Annotated in this window: 21 protein-coding genes; 11 read left to right on the forward strand and 10 right to left on the reverse strand. The window is 35.5% G+C overall.

Annotated elements, in window-relative coordinates; translation table 11 throughout:
* Positions 1 to 95 precede the first annotated feature (95 nt).
* The 7 genes from PGH12_RS00810 to PGH12_RS00840 form a co-directional block, all read right to left on the reverse strand.
* The gene (locus tag PGH12_RS00810) at positions 96 to 842 is read right to left on the reverse strand and encodes a T9SS type A sorting domain-containing protein (RefSeq protein ID WP_267597860.1); all 747 of its coding nucleotides are present in this window, start codon (positions 840 to 842) and stop codon (positions 96 to 98) included.
* A gap of 3 nt (positions 843 to 845) precedes the next feature.
* Positions 846 to 1,085 carry an ankyrin repeat domain-containing protein gene (locus PGH12_RS00815; protein WP_333781527.1) on the reverse strand — a complete coding sequence of 80 codons (240 nt, stop codon included), beginning with the start codon at positions 1,083 to 1,085 and terminating at the stop codon, positions 846 to 848.
* Positions 1,086 to 1,106: 21 nt separating this feature from the next.
* Entirely contained in the window at positions 1,107 to 1,373 is a 267-nt protein-coding gene (locus PGH12_RS00820) for an ankyrin repeat domain-containing protein (protein ID WP_267597859.1), read from the reverse strand.
* Positions 1,373 to 1,915 carry a YceI family protein gene (locus PGH12_RS00825; RefSeq protein WP_267597858.1) on the reverse strand — a complete coding sequence of 181 codons (543 nt, stop codon included), beginning with the start codon at positions 1,913 to 1,915 and terminating at the stop codon, positions 1,373 to 1,375. The genes PGH12_RS00820 and PGH12_RS00825 overlap by 1 nt, the downstream gene beginning before the upstream one ends.
* A 5-nt stretch (positions 1,916 to 1,920) precedes the next feature.
* The gene (locus PGH12_RS00830) at positions 1,921 to 2,262 is read right to left on the reverse strand and encodes a hypothetical protein (protein WP_228378094.1); all 342 of its coding nucleotides are present in this window, start codon (positions 2,260 to 2,262) and stop codon (positions 1,921 to 1,923) included.
* A 1-nt stretch (position 2,263) separates the two neighbouring features.
* Complete coding sequence (locus tag PGH12_RS00835; protein WP_267597857.1) at positions 2,264 to 3,106, reverse strand: DUF5777 family beta-barrel protein; 843 nt, start codon at positions 3,104 to 3,106, stop codon at positions 2,264 to 2,266.
* 114 nt (positions 3,107 to 3,220) lie between these two features.
* Positions 3,221 to 3,856 carry a Crp/Fnr family transcriptional regulator gene (locus PGH12_RS00840; protein WP_267597856.1) on the reverse strand — a complete coding sequence of 212 codons (636 nt, stop codon included), beginning with the start codon at positions 3,854 to 3,856 and terminating at the stop codon, positions 3,221 to 3,223.
* Between the two features lie 454 nt (positions 3,857 to 4,310).
* On the opposite strand from PGH12_RS00840, the gene PGH12_RS00845 reads away from it, so the two are divergent.
* From PGH12_RS00845 to PGH12_RS00895, 11 genes are all read left to right on the forward strand, one after another.
* Entirely contained in the window at positions 4,311 to 5,207 is an 897-nt protein-coding gene (locus tag PGH12_RS00845) for an SDR family oxidoreductase (protein WP_267597855.1), read from the forward strand.
* Positions 5,208 to 5,217: 10 nt separating this feature from the next.
* Positions 5,218 to 5,607, forward strand: coding sequence for a nuclear transport factor 2 family protein (locus tag PGH12_RS00850; RefSeq protein ID WP_229984008.1), 390 nt, complete (start codon positions 5,218 to 5,220; stop codon positions 5,605 to 5,607).
* A gap of 39 nt (positions 5,608 to 5,646) precedes the next feature.
* Complete coding sequence (locus tag PGH12_RS00855) at positions 5,647 to 6,036, forward strand: nuclear transport factor 2 family protein (RefSeq protein WP_267597854.1); 390 nt, start codon at positions 5,647 to 5,649, stop codon at positions 6,034 to 6,036.
* Positions 6,037 to 6,287: 251 nt separating this feature from the next.
* Positions 6,288 to 6,878 (forward strand): TetR family transcriptional regulator, encoded by a 591-nt coding sequence (locus tag PGH12_RS00860; RefSeq protein ID WP_123885138.1) that lies wholly within the window; start codon positions 6,288 to 6,290, stop codon positions 6,876 to 6,878.
* Between the two features lie 71 nt (positions 6,879 to 6,949).
* A complete protein-coding gene (locus tag PGH12_RS00865; RefSeq protein WP_267597853.1) occupies positions 6,950 to 7,408 on the forward strand; it encodes a hypothetical protein in 459 nt (152 codons plus the stop codon).
* Position 7,409: 1 nt separating this feature from the next.
* A complete protein-coding gene (locus PGH12_RS00870) occupies positions 7,410 to 7,712 on the forward strand; it encodes a DUF3817 domain-containing protein (protein ID WP_267597852.1) in 303 nt (100 codons plus the stop codon).
* A complete protein-coding gene (locus PGH12_RS00875; protein WP_267597851.1) occupies positions 7,709 to 8,068 on the forward strand; it encodes a rhodanese-like domain-containing protein in 360 nt (119 codons plus the stop codon). Before PGH12_RS00870 ends, PGH12_RS00875 begins: the two co-directional genes overlap by 4 nt.
* 133 nt (positions 8,069 to 8,201) lie before the next feature.
* Entirely contained in the window at positions 8,202 to 8,969 is a 768-nt protein-coding gene (locus tag PGH12_RS00880; RefSeq protein WP_267597850.1) for an MBL fold metallo-hydrolase, read from the forward strand.
* A gap of 29 nt (positions 8,970 to 8,998) precedes the next feature.
* Positions 8,999 to 9,382: an ester cyclase gene (locus PGH12_RS00885; protein WP_262696622.1), complete on the forward strand. Its 384-nt coding sequence runs from the start codon at positions 8,999 to 9,001 to the stop codon at positions 9,380 to 9,382.
* A 57-nt stretch (positions 9,383 to 9,439) separates the two neighbouring features.
* The gene (locus PGH12_RS00890) at positions 9,440 to 9,853 is read left to right on the forward strand and encodes an OsmC family peroxiredoxin (RefSeq protein WP_267597848.1); all 414 of its coding nucleotides are present in this window, start codon (positions 9,440 to 9,442) and stop codon (positions 9,851 to 9,853) included.
* Between the two features lie 642 nt (positions 9,854 to 10,495).
* On the forward strand, positions 10,496 to 11,200 hold the full coding sequence (locus tag PGH12_RS00895) for a DJ-1/PfpI family protein (protein WP_164463114.1): 705 nt from the start codon (positions 10,496 to 10,498) through the stop codon (positions 11,198 to 11,200).
* A gap of 52 nt (positions 11,201 to 11,252) precedes the next feature.
* Here the strand turns inward: PGH12_RS00895 and PGH12_RS00900 are convergent, their stop codons facing one another.
* From PGH12_RS00900 to PGH12_RS00910, 3 genes are read right to left on the reverse strand one after another with little or no spacing between them, the layout of a single operon-like run.
* Complete coding sequence (locus tag PGH12_RS00900) at positions 11,253 to 12,089, reverse strand: helix-turn-helix domain-containing protein (protein WP_267597847.1); 837 nt, start codon at positions 12,087 to 12,089, stop codon at positions 11,253 to 11,255.
* Positions 12,090 to 12,142: 53 nt separating this feature from the next.
* Positions 12,143 to 14,587 (reverse strand): zinc-dependent metalloprotease, encoded by a 2,445-nt coding sequence (locus PGH12_RS00905; protein WP_267597846.1) that lies wholly within the window; start codon positions 14,585 to 14,587, stop codon positions 12,143 to 12,145.
* Between the two features lie 5 nt (positions 14,588 to 14,592).
* Positions 14,593 to 16,017, reverse strand: coding sequence for a RagB/SusD family nutrient uptake outer membrane protein (locus PGH12_RS00910; RefSeq protein ID WP_267597845.1), 1,425 nt, complete (start codon positions 16,015 to 16,017; stop codon positions 14,593 to 14,595).
* Position 16,018: the final 1 nt, after the last annotated feature.

Below are 16,018 nucleotides of genomic sequence, written 5' to 3' on the forward strand. Positions count from 1 at the left end.
CAATTTTGAAACAATCAATGACTGTCTAAAGCCAAATCAGGCTTTAACTGAAAAATTAGTTAAAGCCTGATGGTATTTTAGATCGTAAGTGTAGCCTAATTTTTTATTAGCTTTTCTATAAACTGAGTTTTGTTATTTAAGTTTATTTCTATATAATAAACACCATTTTTTAATTCTGAGATATTTATTCTATTCCCTTGTAATTTAATAGATTTTAACTTTCTTCCTGTCGATTCATAAATTTCAACAGACTCTATTTTTTCAGGATTTTTGAAAGTAACTATATCTTTTGCAGGATTTGGATAAAAAATAATTTTGGCACTTTCTAAATCAATATCTTGTGTTCCTAATGTAGCTGTCATATTTAAGGATGCGTATCCTCTATTGGTACCACTATGTTGCGAGATTGTTGTAGAGCCACCTCTGGCAAAGAAAATATTTTTTACACCAGCAGTATTTGTGATCATTATATCACCTGTTCCTCCAGACAAAGACCTTGTTGCAATCACAGTTCTTATGCCGGAAGACGTGGTATTGCTTACCTCAGTCCAATCCTGTGAAGAGTCTGCAGACGGGAAGGCACCAATTCCGTTGAAAGAATAATCTCTGTTGGCAGTCGAGTTATAGATAAAACCGTCTGAGCCGGATGCCATACCAGCATTTCCGAAGCCAATTCCCAAGTAAGAATTGTCGGCACCTGTTAGTGTAAGTGTGACTAAGGAAGGTGTGGTGTCTAATTTTACGGTCATTCCCGTTGTTCCTAAATTGACGATGCCTGAACTGAATTGTGCCTGAGCAATTGTTGCTAAAGCTAAGCTTGCAGTTAGTAATATTTTTTTCATAAACTAATTTTTTAAAAGATTAATAATTTCTTTGTTATCCGTTTTTAATGCATATTCGAAAGGGGATAGTCCCATTGAATCTTTGTGTTTTTTATCTGCTTTGTATTTTAGCAGCAGTTCGACCAATTCTTTATTTCCAGATTTTACTGCCCAAAACAGAGGCGTTGTACCGGTACTATCAGAAATATTTGGGTCTGCATTTTTATTCAGCAGATGTTCTACCAGAGCTTTGTTGTAGCGGATAGAAAGTCCGGCTAAAGCAGTTCATTCCTGGCTTTTGTAATTGAGGTCTTTCACATTATCTATCAAAAAGTTCGCGACCTCTGTGTTCCCTCTGTAACAAGCTAAAATCAAAGGAGAAAATCCGTTTTCATTGATTTGGTTGATGATATCAGGATTTTGTATCATTAATTCTTTTATTTCTGAAACCGTCCCGCTTCTTGCAACATCAAATACTGATTTTCCTCTTTCCTGGGCAGATATGAAAGAAAAACTACAAGTGAACAATACAAACAAAATTAATTTTCTCATTATTTGATAAGTATATAATTGTATTCTACATTCACATTTTCAGCCACCTTTTTCATAACCATTTTAGGTATAGTGACTTTGAAATCTCCTGTTTTGGCAATAAAAGCACCCTTCATATATATCTTTCCGTCCTTAGATGAGATCGTTGCTGTTGAAGAAATATTTCTATCGACACCGTGAAAATTCAATACGCCTTGAAGGGTAAATTTTTGTGGGTTTTCACTTAGTTTTGTTTTATCAAAATTCAAGATCTTACCTTTGAAGGTTGTTTTCGGGTATTTTGTTGTTTCTGCATAGTTTTCATTGAAATGTTTTTCCATCAATTTTACTTTGAATTTAAAGTTTTTCACTAATGACAGTGAGGCTAAATCTCCTGTGTCAGCATTTAGGATCACCGTATTGTTGTTATCTTGTGCAAAAACGTCTTCGACCATAGGCAACGACGCTTCAAAACTTACTTTACCAATTTTAGAACTGTATTTTTGAGCTATGATCTGATTGCTGCATAAGAAGAAGACCATGATTAGAGTAAGATTTTTCATATAATTTATTTTTCAATTAGACCGTCATTTTTCCACTTGACGATAAGATTAATCTGATTTGATGACATTGAGCCACCCTGTGGCATTCTTAATGGATCGCCATTGGGCCTTTGAATTCTGTTGATAATAATGTCAATATTATCTTTTACTTCGTTATAATTACTTAATGGTTTAAAACTGGAAGAAGAGTGGCAGCTTATGCAGCTGTTTTCAATAATGGGCTTCACGTTAGTTTCATATCTTACCAAATCTGCAATTGGTGTATTGTCTGAGATTTCCTCGTATGTATTGCTTTCACAAGCTATAGCAAAAAGAAGGAATCCTGTTAAATAAATAGTTTTTCTCATTTTAAAATACTCTATAAAGGTTAAAACCAAAGAAAATCTGTCCTTTTTCCCACTTTCCAGTTGCGTTAGTCAGATAACCAATATCCGAATTCAGTTGAGAATTACTGAATAAAAGCTGAAAAACATGTCCACCTGTTTCTATATCCATACCCAGAGACAAAGGGTTTTTATAGAAACTGTGACTGTCAAAATTCACGAAATACTCTGCGTTGATGGATACCCTTTTTGAAATTTTGTACCGTCCGCCTAATCCTGTTAAGAATTGATTTTGGTTTTCTATTGATGGATCGTACACATTTTTATGGACATAAGACGGCGTCAGTTGTAAGGAAAAATTCTCATTGAATCTCCTGGATATAAGTGCTTGCGTTAGATAAGAAAGCCTGTTGCCAAACTCTAAATAGGGATAAGTCTCAGTATCCAGATCCGTATTTAGTGCCATAACATTGTATCCGACAAGATCTACCGGTACATTGTCATTTTGTTTTAGAAGTTTGTATTTTGCTCCAAACTCAAAAGTTTTCATGTTGGTTTCTCGGGATAAACTAAGCGAGACCGCATCGGTCAATCCGTAAATAACGCCGAGTTTTGTGGAAGCATCATCCAAACCAAAAAAGTTTTTGAATCCGGTACTCACATCTCCAAAGCGGTGTGCGATAACTACATACCATTCATTTTTTGCAGTAAGCTTGGTTGACTGGCCAGTGACAATTTGCAATGCCTTAAATGCCGGAGGATGGGAAGTTTCTGTTGTTGAGATCGTATCGATATCTTTCAGCAAATCTTCCTGAGAGTAACACAGGAGCGAAGAGATCATCGACACCAATATCAGTGTTTTTGTCATATCTTTAAAAATTATTTCTAGGTGGCAAACTTACTTCTAGTCAAAAAAAAAACGCGGTGATATTTGTCACTGCGCTCTTTTTATATCAATATTCACTATATTGATAATATCTATTTATTTTTCTTTTACAAATCCAATGCATTGATTTGATTGTGTTATGACACCTTCATTCTCAAACTTTTTCAATATTCTACTGACAACTTCTCTGGCAGTGCCAAGAATATTTGCAATTTCCTTATGTGATATCTTCACCGGATCACCACCGTTTTCCTCAATTTTTGTATCAAGTAAATCGATAATCCGTTTGTCCAACTTATGAAAAACTGCCTGAGTGACCATTCTCATAATATCAGAGTATCGTTTATCATATTCTTTGAAGAAAAATTGATTAAGAGCAGGGTAATCTGAAAGCCATTGCAGGACTTTAGCAGTTGGCAGCAATAGTACTTCTGAAGACTGTTCGGCGCAAGCGTATATACGACTCTTCGCATCTGTGAAAATAGATGAGAAGGTCATTGTGCATGTTTCAAAAGGCTTGATATAATAATATAAAAGTTCTCTGTCATCATACAGCGAGTAAACTTTAACCGAACCTTTTAATAAGATAGGGATATAGGCGATTTTTTCTCCTTCAGCGATGATTTCTTGTCGTGCTGCTATGTTGGAATGTATCGAATACTCTTCCAGTTCCTGAAAAAAATCGTTCCCAACATATTCAAGCATTTTTCTAACATGTTCTTTATTTTTCATAGATAGTATGGTAATTTATAACAAGTGTGAATTAATGGGATTTTAGTGGTCGTTGTGGAAAGTGTATTTTAATGACGTTAAATAACAACCCCATTTATTCAAAAAAAAATTTACTTTAATGGTAGTTTTGTTTGTATAATCTATAAAAGTATTTTACATTTTTGGCAAATATAAAATTACTTTGTTTGATATATCTGTGATATTAGTCACAAATCCCTTCGAAACTGAAGTCTAATAATCCTGTCGATTTTGAATAAAAAGGTTAAAAATGAAATCAAAATCAGAGTTTATAGAATTGTCAAGACAGTATTTAAAAGATTTATTAAAATTTTTCATACTGATATTCAATAATTTTAACCTTTTGGTAAGTGGTTTACTTTTAGGTGGGTACTTGTTTAAAGGTGGGTGTGTGCATAGCTTTGTAAAAGTATTAATGTTATAAAACAATCTGAATATGAATATTTTAGTATTTGGAGCTACAGGCTCACAACAGTTTAATGTAATTGAAGAAGCAAAGAAAAAAGGTGCAGAGGTAATTGCTGCAACAAGCTCTGAAAAAAGTTTTGAAAAACTAGCCAAAGCAGGTGCAACACCGGTTGTGGCAAATTTAAGCGATGTTGAAAAAATAAATGAAATTACAAAAGGTGTAGATGCCATCGCGTTTTTAATTCCTGTTTCGTTACCCAATCCTTTTGACGGTCTGCAATATGCAAAAAATGTGATTGATGCGGCAAAAACAAATGGCGTAAAAAAAATAGTTTGGAATACAAGCGGCTGGTTGGAGTCTCAGAAAGTTGGGTCGCCTGTTGATGATGTGAAATTGGATGTGCAGGAATATTTAAAAAATAGTGGAGTAGATTATGTGATCATCGAACCAACTATCTATATGGAAAATATGATGGGTCCGTTCTGCGCACCTTTTATCAGCAGTGAGAAAAAACTGGCTTATCCTACACCGGAGGCAATGCCAATCGGATGGATTGCTTCGAGAGATGTAAGTGCATTTGTAGTTGAAGCTATCTACAATGAGAGTTTAAAAGCCGATAATTTCAAAATCAGCGGTTTACAAAACTTAAAAGGTAATGAATTAGCTTCAGAGTTTTCTTACGGGGTAGGAGAAACTATTAGTTATTATCCGCAGAAGCCACAAGAGTTTGGTGAAATAATGAAACCAATGGTTGGAGAAGCAGGAGCGTCAAGTGTTGCTGCTTATTATGAAAACCTTCAGAATTCAAAAGAGTTCCCTTCAAAATTCAACCCTGAAATGAACGGTATTTTGGAAAAGCTTCCTGTTGAAATGACTTCGTTATCACAGTGGGCAAGCGATAATAAAGATTTTTTTATTAAATAAATTAAATTGTATGGAAGCAAAACAAGTTGTAGCAGCATATTTTGATGCATTGGCAATAGGTGATTTAGAAAAAGCATTTTCAAATTTCACACCTGAAACGAAATGGTATCAGCCAGGAGACAATAAATTTTCCGGTTTAAAAAATAACCTGGGCGAGATTTTTCAAATGCTTGAAAGCATTATGAATGACACATCAGGAAATATGGTTGTGAAACCAGCAGGACCAATGCTTCAAAGCGGAGATTTGATATCCGTTCCGGTTTGGTTTACGGCCAAAAAAGAAACGAAAGTGATGGATTTGGGCGGAATGGACTTATTTCAAGTCAAAGATGGAAAGATTGTTCACGTATGGACATTCTCAGATGACCAATCTCTAGATGATGATTTTTTTGGAAATTAAAATGTGTAGATTAGTAATTGTATTTTAAAACCAGATATTATGACAGCAATAGAAGTAGTTACAGCTTATTCGCTAGCACTTTCCCAAGGAGATATCCCTACCGCATTTGCACATTTCAGTCCAGACGCAAAATGGCACCAACCAGGAAACCATAAATTTGCTGGTACTAAAAAAGGGCTTGAAGAGATTGGCAAAATGCTCGGTGATATGATGGGCGAGACACAAGGCACATTGGTTATAAATCCTACTGGAGCTTTGATGGCTAACGGCGATTTAGTTTCATTTCCAGTACATTTTACTGGTACGATTGGCGACAGAAAAGTTGATATGAATGGCGTTGATTTGTTTGAAGTTGTCAATGAGAAAATTGTTCAGGTTTGGTTGTTTTCAGAAAACCAAGTTGCTGAAGACGAATTTTGGGGACAATAATTCCCAAAAAATGATGAAAAAAAAGGACGGTTAGTTTTAAAAACTATACCGTCTTTTTTTATTGCAAATTTTGTTTGACCTAAATTTTAAATTATCTTATTCATTTTTAATAGTATTGATGTTCCTCAGTGGAATCTTGAATGATCCATCGAAAATAAAAACTTAATTTGACACACCTACCAGTTACTTCTACAACTTGCACGCTCTGGTTAAATTAACTTACTTTGCTTTTCATACCAATTAGTATTTTTATGTCAAAAGCATCCACAACACGCCATCTTATTCTTGAAAAAGCATTTGAAATCATTTACACAAAAGGGTATCAGACCACAAGTATTGATGAAATTATTGCGACGACCAATGTCACGAAAGGTGCATTTTATTATCACTTTAAAACAAAAGATGAAATGGGTCTGGCAATAATCAATGAAATTTTAAAACCAACGATGCAGAATGATTTTGTGAAACCACTTCAAGATGCCGAAGAGCCAATCGCGGAAATTTATAATATGACGAAGGCGTTGCTACTTGAAAATCCATTTTTAAAACTGGAATTTGGATGTCCGGCCGGAAATCTGACCCAAGAAATGACTCCTTGGAATGTAGAATTTGGGAAAGCACTGGCTGAACTGACTTTAGAATGGCAGCAAGCACTCCAAAATAGTATCTCGAAAGCGCAAGAAAATGGAACCGTACGAGAAGACATCAATCCGATCCAAGTCGCCTATTTCATTATGTCCGGATATTGGGGTATTAGAAATTTCGGCAAAGTTTATAACAGTATTGATTGCTATCATTCTTACTTAAATGAGTTGAAAATCTATCTCAACAATTTAAGATAAAATAATATTAAGTAAAAACATACTAATTAGTATGTTTTAAATATCTTTGCATCGTTAAATAAAAAATTGCGATGTTGGAAACACTGACATTTTACCACTCCACCATGCGATGGCTTGTTTTAGCAAGCTTAGTTTACTCCATTTATCGGGCTTACAAAGGATATTTTTCCAATGCACCATTTTCCAAAACTGATAATTACGTTCGGCATTGGACTGCAACTATTGCTCACATTCAGCTTATCTTTGGGATTGTAATTTATATGCAAAGTCCGATCATCAAATATTTTTGGAACAATTTTGATGAAGCCATTACCAATTTAGACCTTGCATTTTTTGGCTTACTGCATATTATTTTAATGCTCACTGCAATTGTAATGATTACTGTTGGTTCTGCATTGTCAAAGAGAAGAACAACGGATAGAGAAAAATTCAAAACAATCTTGTTTTGGTTTTCGGTTTCACTTATCATCATTTTAATCGCCATTCCTTGGCCGTTTTCACCCTTCGCAAACAGACCTTATTTTAGATAAAATGATCAATTTATTAAAAACAAAAATCGGAAGACTACGCGTTATTGGTTTTCTTGAAGGTGTTTCACTACTGGTACTCGTATTCGTTGCGGTACCGATGAAATATTATTTTGACAATCCCAGTTTAAGCAAAGCATTAGGACCTATTCACGGCTCGATATTTTTACTGTTTCTCTTTAATACAATAAGCGTTGGTGTGGAACATAATTGGAAATTTCAAACCACTACTTGGAAAGTTATTTTGTCTTGCTTTATACCATTCGGAACGTTTTATATTGACCACAAAATTTTAAGTAAATTATGAAAACGATTTATATTATCGTAGGTGTAATTCTCTTCACTTACTTTTCTTACCGTACCTATCGATTTGAAAAACTAGACGACGGACTTGCCGAAAAAATACAAAATGGAGCCATAATATTAGATGTGAGAACCAAAAAGGAGTATGACATGGGACATATTGAAGGTTCTACAAATATCTCATTAGGAACTATTCGCGAAAGATATACTGAGCTTGACTCCAATAGAACCTATATCACCACTTGTTCTCATGGTTTAAGAAGTGTGAAAGCAGAGAATATTTTAAAGGAAAAAGGATTTATAAATGTTTTCAATGGTGGTGCTTGGTCTGATCTTGAAACAATTATTATTGACAAATGAAATGTGCCCTTTTTCTTCATAAAATATAAGGAATCTCAGGTTAGTTATCAAATTGGTACTTAATCACTCACAATTGGTAGAATATGAAATTTTGCCTTGGCGTAAATTTGTATCATAATAAAATTACAACATTATGAACATACAATTGATAAGAAACGCTACGATGGTTATCGATTATGCTGGAAAAAAAATGTTGGTTGATCCTATGTTTTCTGAGAAGGGTGAATTAGCTTCCGGACCAATGCCCGCAAAGGACTGGAATTGGAAAAGAAACCCGCTTTACGACCTCCCTATTTCTGTTGAAGAAATCATAAAAGATATTGATTTTGTTTTTCTAACACATCTTCATTTTGATCATTGGGACAAAGCTGCAGAAAATGCATTGCCAAAAAATATTAAAATTTTTGTTCAGGATGAAAACGACAAAAAAGCAATCAGTAAATTAGGATTTACCAATCTTGAGATTCTAGGTGAAGATTCAAACTTTGAAGGTGTCAAATTGAGCAGAACTAAAGCTCAACACGGCAAGGGGTTCATTCTTAAGCTTGCCGGGCAAGTGTGTGGAATGGTTTTACAACATCCAACTGAAGAAACACTTTATATTGCTGCAGATACCGTTTGGTACGAGGAAGTTGAAAAAACAATAAATGCATATAAACCGGAAGTAATTATCGTAAACGGTGGTGATAATCGATTCATTATTGGTGATCAGTTGATTATGAATAAAGAAGACATCTATCGCACCCACCAAGCTGCACCAAAATCAAAAATTGTGGTAATACATATGGAAGGTGTTTACCATAACACGCTATCAAGAAAAGAACTCAAAGAATTTGTTGATCATAAATCAATCAGCAATAGTATAATCATTCCCGAAGATGGAGAAAAAATAATTTTGTAGTGGAAAATTTTATAGAACAAAACAAGCAATTGGCACGTGACTTTTATGCTGCTGTAAATAACGAAGATTACGACGCTGCAAGTAAATATTTGCATAAGGATTTTACTTTCTACGTTCAGGTTGATCATCCAATCCAAGGAGCTGAAGGATTTGTAGGATCAGAGAAGAAAAATTTTGATGCTTTTGGGGAGTTTTCTTTCCAAATTTTAGATCTTATTGCAGAAGGCAACAAAGTAGCAGTCTACATGTTGCACGAAGGAAAGCATAATAAAAATGCAATCATGGGACTTGAGCCAAAAGGAAATGATATTCGTTTTTCGCTCATGATGTGGCTGACTATTGAAGACGGTAAAATTATTGAAAAGCGTGCTCATTTCGACCGAACTGATATTAAAGAACAAGCAATTCGCTAATAAAATAAAAAAACTATTAAAATCAATTTTTAAAATTCTTAACAATTTAGTAAAAATATGCAATCAACTATCAAAGCCGTTTGGCAAGGAAGTTTTAAACAAGGAAACGGACAATTCGCAACCGAAAACTCAAAATTGAGCAACTCAGCATTCAGACCATCTTATGTGAAAAATGATGGCACTTTTACCAACCCGGAGGAGTTGCTGGCTGCTGCTCACGCATCGTGTTTTACAATGACGTTGAGTTATATTTTGGGAGAAAACGGATTTTCTGCCGACCAACTTGAAACGAGTGTTTCACTAATCATCAGCAACAATGTGATCACGAATTCCAACTTATCATTACAAGCAAAAATCGCTGGTATTACGGAAGAAGAATTTCGCAATCTTGCATCGAAAGCCAAAGAAATGTGCCCTGTTGGAAATGTATTAAAAGCTGAGAGTAGTTTAGAGGCAACTTTAATACTATAACAAACTAAGTCTTCAGAATAGTCTTGGTCGTAGAAATTGAAATACAGTTAAAACTTTGTATTGACTATGGACTAAAATCATTTATAATTTCTTTATATATTAAATAGAAATCTAAAGTGATGTAATTTGTACATTTTGTTAGATCGAAAAAGAATTTTCGCATTCTCCCTTTGAAGCTATTTCTGGTAAGAAAATTCTCAATATGAAATACCCTTTGACTACAATGCAGGTATAGCATAATTGGAAATCCCTAAGGTACAAGCTAAGAAATAATTCCATCTCGAAACTTTCGAAATGGAATGTAGTTTAAATGGCTTGTACTCTAAATACCTCTGGTTATTTTCGAAGCTTATTCGACGAAAGAACAGGGACTATTTTTAGATCTTCAAAAATGCCAGATTTCCAACATTACCGATCTCAGATTTTTCCATGATGGCATCCACGTCTTCTTTGGTTTCGAACAAATCAGAAGATAATTATTTATATACACCACAATGAAAAAGTATAATTAAAAGAATCAAAAGTGTAATTTTTGAAAAGGATTGCAGAATTAAATTTGCACTGGCGAAAAGATAGCTTATCCGGCATAATCTATCTCGCCTAAAATTTAATTTTAACCTTTAAAAAAATCAGATGAGGCTCATGCAAATTTCACTGTTTTCACTATTTTTTCTATTATCACTCAATGTGAAAGCACAAAACAAATCAAAAGAAAATTTTAATTTCCCTAAAGACCGAAAGACCAACATCGCGGTATTGGTTTACGATGGTGTCGAGATCGTAGATACGGGCGGACCAATGGATGTCTTTATTAAAGCCAATAACTGGAATGGCAATTACAATATTTATACAGTCTCGGCCTCGGCAGATAAGAGTACGCTGATGGATGGCGGTACCTTTAATATGCTATCTAAATACAGTATAAACGACGCTCCACAAGCAGATATTTTGATTATTCCGGGAACTTCACCGGAGATTGTACACAAGGTTTCAGCAGACCAGAAAATGATGAACTGGATTGTAAAACAGAATGAAAAGACAATTATGACAATGTCTGTCTGCACCGGGGGATTGATTTTAGCAAATACCGGACTTTTGGATGGTCGCTCAGCTACCACTCATCATTGGTCACTCGATGAGTTAAGGTCGCATCCTAAAATCAAAGTTCAGGAAACAACACGTTTTGTTGTCGATGGTAAATTTTTGACAGGTGCAGGTGTCACTTCAGGAATAGACGTTGCTCTTCAAGCTATTGAAATTATTCACGGCAAAGATGTAGCAGACGATTTAGCATTGGGCATGGTCTATGATCGCTACAATACAATGGAATTTTTACCTAAAAAGTAAATATTGAAAAAATGAAACTGCTGAACAAAATAACTTGTTCAGCAGTTTTTTGTTATTCAACAGATTGTTTTCTTTGAAATCCCTTCGGAGTTTTGCCGGTATGTTTTTTGAAGAAATGGTTAAAATAGCTGTCAGTTTCAAAACCAAGTGCATAAGCAATTTCTTTTACCGAGATTTTAGACCAATACAAAAGTCTTTTAGCTTCAAGCAATAGATGCTGATCAATAAGTTGTTTAGGCGTTTTAAATGTGGATTTTTTAATAATCTGATTAAGCGTTGCTGTTGTAACATTGAGTTCGTTCGCATAAAAGTTGACCTGATGTTGCTTGTGGTAATTTCTATTAAGCAATTTTTTGAAATCACGATAAATTCCATAATCATCGTCATTTGCTGATAAATTACTATCTGAGATCGCTAAGCATTGAATGATCAAAACATTTAATAAAGCTTTGATAAGTTCCTCATTAGGAAATTCTTTCTTAATTTCTTTTGACTCCATCTCTATGATTTCATCCAATTCGGTAAGTTGTGTAGTAGAAATGGTGAGAAATGATCTGGAAAATAGGTAAGTCACTTTTTCCAAAAAATAATCCGTTTCACTCGAGATAAAATCTGTTGAAAATGCAATTGATATCATTTTGCAGGAACCGATCTGCGGATGCGTATGCACTTGATCAATATCAAGCATCAAAATTGCCGGAGCGGAGACCGATTTGTTATCGAAGTCAGAATAATGATCGATTGTCCCCTCGTACAAAAAGCTGAGTATATAAAAATTATGACTGTGCGCATCAGCATTGAAATCCATAAATTCCTCCAGTTCCTTTTTCTCAAGAAACCTAAAGCTGTTTTCAATGTTGATATTATATTTTTGTATGATATTGTCCATTAATTAACTGAGATTTTATTTTAATTATAAAAAAAGAGAGTGCCTCCGATTCATTAATCTTTAAAATTATTTTTATTCAGTTTGTATGTTATTCGGTCGATTTCAAGCAGTGAATTTTCAAAATGCTCTTTGTTGATTCCTATTGTTCCCTCCTTTAGCTTTGTGATTGCAATTCTTAATTTTACAAGATGTTGTTTTGCGTATAATGCAACATCACTTCGTTGTGCAGTGGTTAATGCTTTACCTTCTTGTACATCTTTAGGTATAAGAAGTCTGCTTAATTTTTCAATATAACTACGCTGTAAACCTCTTCTGTAAAAATCGAGTTTTTCGTTTCCACTAAAGTCTACCCAAACTGTTTTTTGTACATCATTTAAAAATTCCGTTACCGTGTAAGCTCCTTCAAACTCCATGGCTTTCAGACTTATATTATAGAGCATCCCAGAACTCAAAAGTATATTTAACATCTGATTTTGCTGATCTGAAATTTCTTCTTCCGTTTTCAATGGAATTAACTCGCCAATTTCTTGCGGATACATCCAGAGTGGGGCGGTGAACAATTGTCTGCCGATATAGTCTATCGCAGCTTTTACCTTTACTTTGGGAACAGGTTGGTAGACCGAACCTTTTTCATCTGCCGTTCTTTTGGTGATGTAGTTGCTGCCAATGTATTTCAGCACGTGATATAGATACAAACCATACTGTTTTACAACCGCTTTATGCATATCGGACAAATTATCATATGTGTCATTGGGTTCATATGTCCATTTAATTAAGTTAGGAATTACACGCTTTAAATTCTTAATTCCGTAATCGCTTGCCAATACGGCATCATCGCCCAAATCTTCTCTCTGGCTCCGCGGATCTTCGTCTTTTCCTTCGCCTCCAAACCATAGTTTAGGATTGGCGGTTAAACTATCAGTAGTCATTTTACTGAGGATATCTTCTTCCTCAAACTCATTATTCGCTTTTGGGAAATAACGATAACCCCAATTTACAGCCCATTGGTCATAGATTCCAATACGTGGATAAATTCCTTCCGGACTAATATGATCTTCTGGCTGTGCCACATAGTTAAGTCGGGCATAATCCATTATAGAAACGGTGTGGCCATTGGCCTCGACCCATTTTTTATCCCTGAGTTTTTCAACCGGAGTAGCGCTGCTGGCTCCCATATTGTGACGCAAACCAATGGTATGGCCAATTTCATGAGAAGAAACAAAACGGATCAGTTGTCCCATTACCTCATCATCCAAATGCATTTTTCTGGCCTTGGGATCTAAAGGTCCAACCTGGATCATATACCATTTTTGAACTAATTTCATCACATTATGATACCATCCTACATGACTTTCTATAATTTCGCCGCTTCTGGGATCGCTTACCCGAGGTCCGTACGAATTAGGTGTTTCTGATGCGTAATATCGGACCACAGAATATCTTGCATCTTCCAGGCTCATCGATTTATCATCTTCAGGCCATTCTTTACCTACAATGGCATTTTTAAAACCCGCAGCCTCAAAGGCTTTCTCCCAGTCGTTGATTCCCGCAATTAAATACGGTCTCCATTTTTTTGGCGTTGCCGGGTCGATGTAATAAATTATCTGTTTTTTTGGTTCAACCAACTGGCCCTTTAGATACTTCTTAAGGTCTTCATCTTTGGGTTCCAGTCGGTATCGCTGGATAATATGTTTTGTCTGTGCACGTTGCTGATCATCATCATACAAGACGTATTTATTAGCAAAAAATCCCACCCTTTCATCGGCAAACCGCTTACGCATCGGTATTTTTGGAAGCAGGACAATTGAGGTGTTCAATCGTAAAGTGGTACTTCCGCTGCTTGATGTAGAATTGGTGTACGTTTTTGTTGTTTTGATTTCAACGTTAATAGGATAGACATCCACTGTTTCAATAAAAGATTTATCATCTGCAAGAGAGGTTAGTTTTCGTTCCGTTTTCACTTTATTCTCAAGGGAGAACATCGCATTGTCTTTTTTGAAGGCATCTGTTACTTCAATGACAATGTCTCCTGTCTCAGGATTGATCGTTTTGATCGGAAAAGCTGTTACAATCGGATTTTCATTGCTGCCTGCTAATGCTTTTGCCAACATCGACTCCGGATCTCGGACATCTTGCTTGTACTGCAACGATCTTAAATAAACGGTGTTATTACCTCCTTTTTCAAAATAGATTGTCTGTTCATTGGCTTTTTCGCCACCAAAAATTCCCATTCCTTCAGGAGTTGAAAGATATCGGGTAACCACAATCATATAGCGATTAAATAAACTGTCCGGAACCTGAAAATAATATTTATTATCCACCTCATCAACTGTAAATAAACCTGATTTACTTACGGCATTTTTCTTAATGATCTTATCATAGGGCTGTAAACCTTTCTGCGGCGTGGTGGCGCTATCTGGTTTTTTTTCCGGTCGGGTTTGAGCAAAACCATGTTGAATAATAAACAACAAGATTATTAATTTCAATAATTTCTTCATTAGAATTAAAAGGGAACTGTTTCGTTGGTATTTAAGGTAAGCTTTGGATTTTTTGTCAGTGCAGACAGCGGAAAAGGGACAATGTACAATCTTGAATCAGGCTGTAACGTGTACGTTTTTTGAGGAACGGTTTGGTTCACCAATGGAAATACTCTCGTGACAGTTTTTGCATAATCGGGTTCATTATTCAATCTTTTAAGGTCAAAAAATCGATTAAACCCTAAAAGCAATTCTTTTCTGCGTTCGTTGATGACCAACTGCATCGTTGCGGTTCTGGTGGACGGAACTGTTAAATTTACAGTACCTGATAAGATTCTCTTTGCTCGTAAAGTATTTAAAATAGCTACAGCATCATTGAACCTGTTTTGTCTGGCATAGCATTCGGCAAGCATCAGATGAACCTCAGTGGTTTTCATCCCGACAGTCGGATAGAAAAATTTAGTGTATTGAGTTGCCCAATAGGCGGTATTGGAACCCTGATCCAGATTGGTAGTACTGGTAGAATTGAAAAACAGATTAAAACGGGCATCATTAATGCCAAACAGTGTTCGCAGCTCAGGACTGATGATATTACTTTGAGCAAAATTCATTTCATTATGACCTGTCATGTACATATAGCTCAATACTTCGACATTACTGGCTGCAGGAACAGCAATTACGTTTGGTCCGCCATGTGTGCTGTAAGCTACAAGGTCAAATATCTGATTGTTGTAGTTTAGCGATTTTTCAGATGCTGCCTGAGCTTCGGCAATTTCACGTTTGAACAAATGAACCTTAGCTTTGAAAGCATAAGCAAATGCCAATGAAGGATGGTAAAAATCAAGTGGTTTGATCTGAATGTAGGGCAGTGCTTCTTCTATATCCTTTTGTATAAATTCATAAACTTGTGCTACCGTTGACTTTGATGGCTGAGCTTCCAGATCGAATTTATCCATAAGGCAAATTCCTCCATCAATAGCAGCAGTTTGCGGATCATAGGCTTTTGCATAAGTGTTGACCAGCAAAAAATGATCGTACGCTCTGTAAATTTTGGCTTCTGCTTTTGCTAATTGTTTGGTGCCTTCATCTCCTTTGCTGTTGTCAACCAATGAAATAATAGTATTCCATCGGTTAATGTAAGCATAAGCCTGATTGTAAAAGCTGGAAGTTTTCATCAGTGAAACCCGATCTACACTTTCATCAAAGGTAAAATTGAGAATATCGATGTTTGGCGTCTTTCCTATCACATTGGCTTCCCTCATCCATTGATCGTCTGACAGGTATTGAAAATTGTTGATGGGATACCCTCTGTTTGGAAGTGATACCATTTCGTGAAACTGGTCTGCCGTCTCTATGACCAATGCTCCTTTTGGAGTAATATCTGTGTAATCTTCGCAAGATGCTGCAGTTAACATCATTAGCGACAGCAATATAATTTTTATATGTTTCATT

The organism is Chryseobacterium sp. CY350 (assembly GCF_027945075.1).
Lineage (GTDB): Bacteria > Bacteroidota > Bacteroidia > Flavobacteriales > Weeksellaceae > Chryseobacterium.

Coding starts and splice junctions, on each gene's coding strand:
- PGH12_RS00810 (WP_267597860.1), bottom strand. CDS start 842: ATGAAAAAAATATTACTAACTGCAAGCTTAGCTTTAGCAACAATTGCT.
- PGH12_RS00820 (WP_267597859.1), bottom strand. CDS start 1,373: ATGAGAAAATTAATTTTGTTTGTATTGTTCACTTGTAGTTTTTCTTTC.
- PGH12_RS00825 (WP_267597858.1), bottom strand. CDS start 1,915: ATGAAAAATCTTACTCTAATCATGGTCTTCTTCTTATGCAGCAATCAG.
- PGH12_RS00830 (WP_228378094.1), bottom strand. CDS start 2,262: ATGAGAAAAACTATTTATTTAACAGGATTCCTTCTTTTTGCTATAGCT.
- PGH12_RS00835 (WP_267597857.1), bottom strand. CDS start 3,106: ATGACAAAAACACTGATATTGGTGTCGATGATCTCTTCGCTCCTGTGT.
- PGH12_RS00840 (WP_267597856.1), bottom strand. CDS start 3,856: ATGAAAAATAAAGAACATGTTAGAAAAATGCTTGAATATGTTGGGAAC.
- PGH12_RS00845 (WP_267597855.1), top strand. CDS start 4,311: ATGAATATTTTAGTATTTGGAGCTACAGGCTCACAACAGTTTAATGTA.
- PGH12_RS00850 (WP_229984008.1), top strand. CDS start 5,218: ATGGAAGCAAAACAAGTTGTAGCAGCATATTTTGATGCATTGGCAATA.
- PGH12_RS00855 (WP_267597854.1), top strand. CDS start 5,647: ATGACAGCAATAGAAGTAGTTACAGCTTATTCGCTAGCACTTTCCCAA.
- PGH12_RS00860 (WP_123885138.1), top strand. CDS start 6,288: ATGTCAAAAGCATCCACAACACGCCATCTTATTCTTGAAAAAGCATTT.
- PGH12_RS00865 (WP_267597853.1), top strand. CDS start 6,950: ATGTTGGAAACACTGACATTTTACCACTCCACCATGCGATGGCTTGTT.
- PGH12_RS00870 (WP_267597852.1), top strand. CDS start 7,410: ATGATCAATTTATTAAAAACAAAAATCGGAAGACTACGCGTTATTGGT.
- PGH12_RS00875 (WP_267597851.1), top strand. CDS start 7,709: ATGAAAACGATTTATATTATCGTAGGTGTAATTCTCTTCACTTACTTT.
- PGH12_RS00880 (WP_267597850.1), top strand. CDS start 8,202: ATGAACATACAATTGATAAGAAACGCTACGATGGTTATCGATTATGCT.
- PGH12_RS00890 (WP_267597848.1), top strand. CDS start 9,440: ATGCAATCAACTATCAAAGCCGTTTGGCAAGGAAGTTTTAAACAAGGA.
- PGH12_RS00895 (WP_164463114.1), top strand. CDS start 10,496: ATGCAAATTTCACTGTTTTCACTATTTTTTCTATTATCACTCAATGTG.
- PGH12_RS00900 (WP_267597847.1), bottom strand. CDS start 12,089: ATGGACAATATCATACAAAAATATAATATCAACATTGAAAACAGCTTT.
- PGH12_RS00905 (WP_267597846.1), bottom strand. CDS start 14,587: ATGAAGAAATTATTGAAATTAATAATCTTGTTGTTTATTATTCAACAT.
- PGH12_RS00910 (WP_267597845.1), bottom strand. CDS start 16,017: ATGAAACATATAAAAATTATATTGCTGTCGCTAATGATGTTAACTGCA.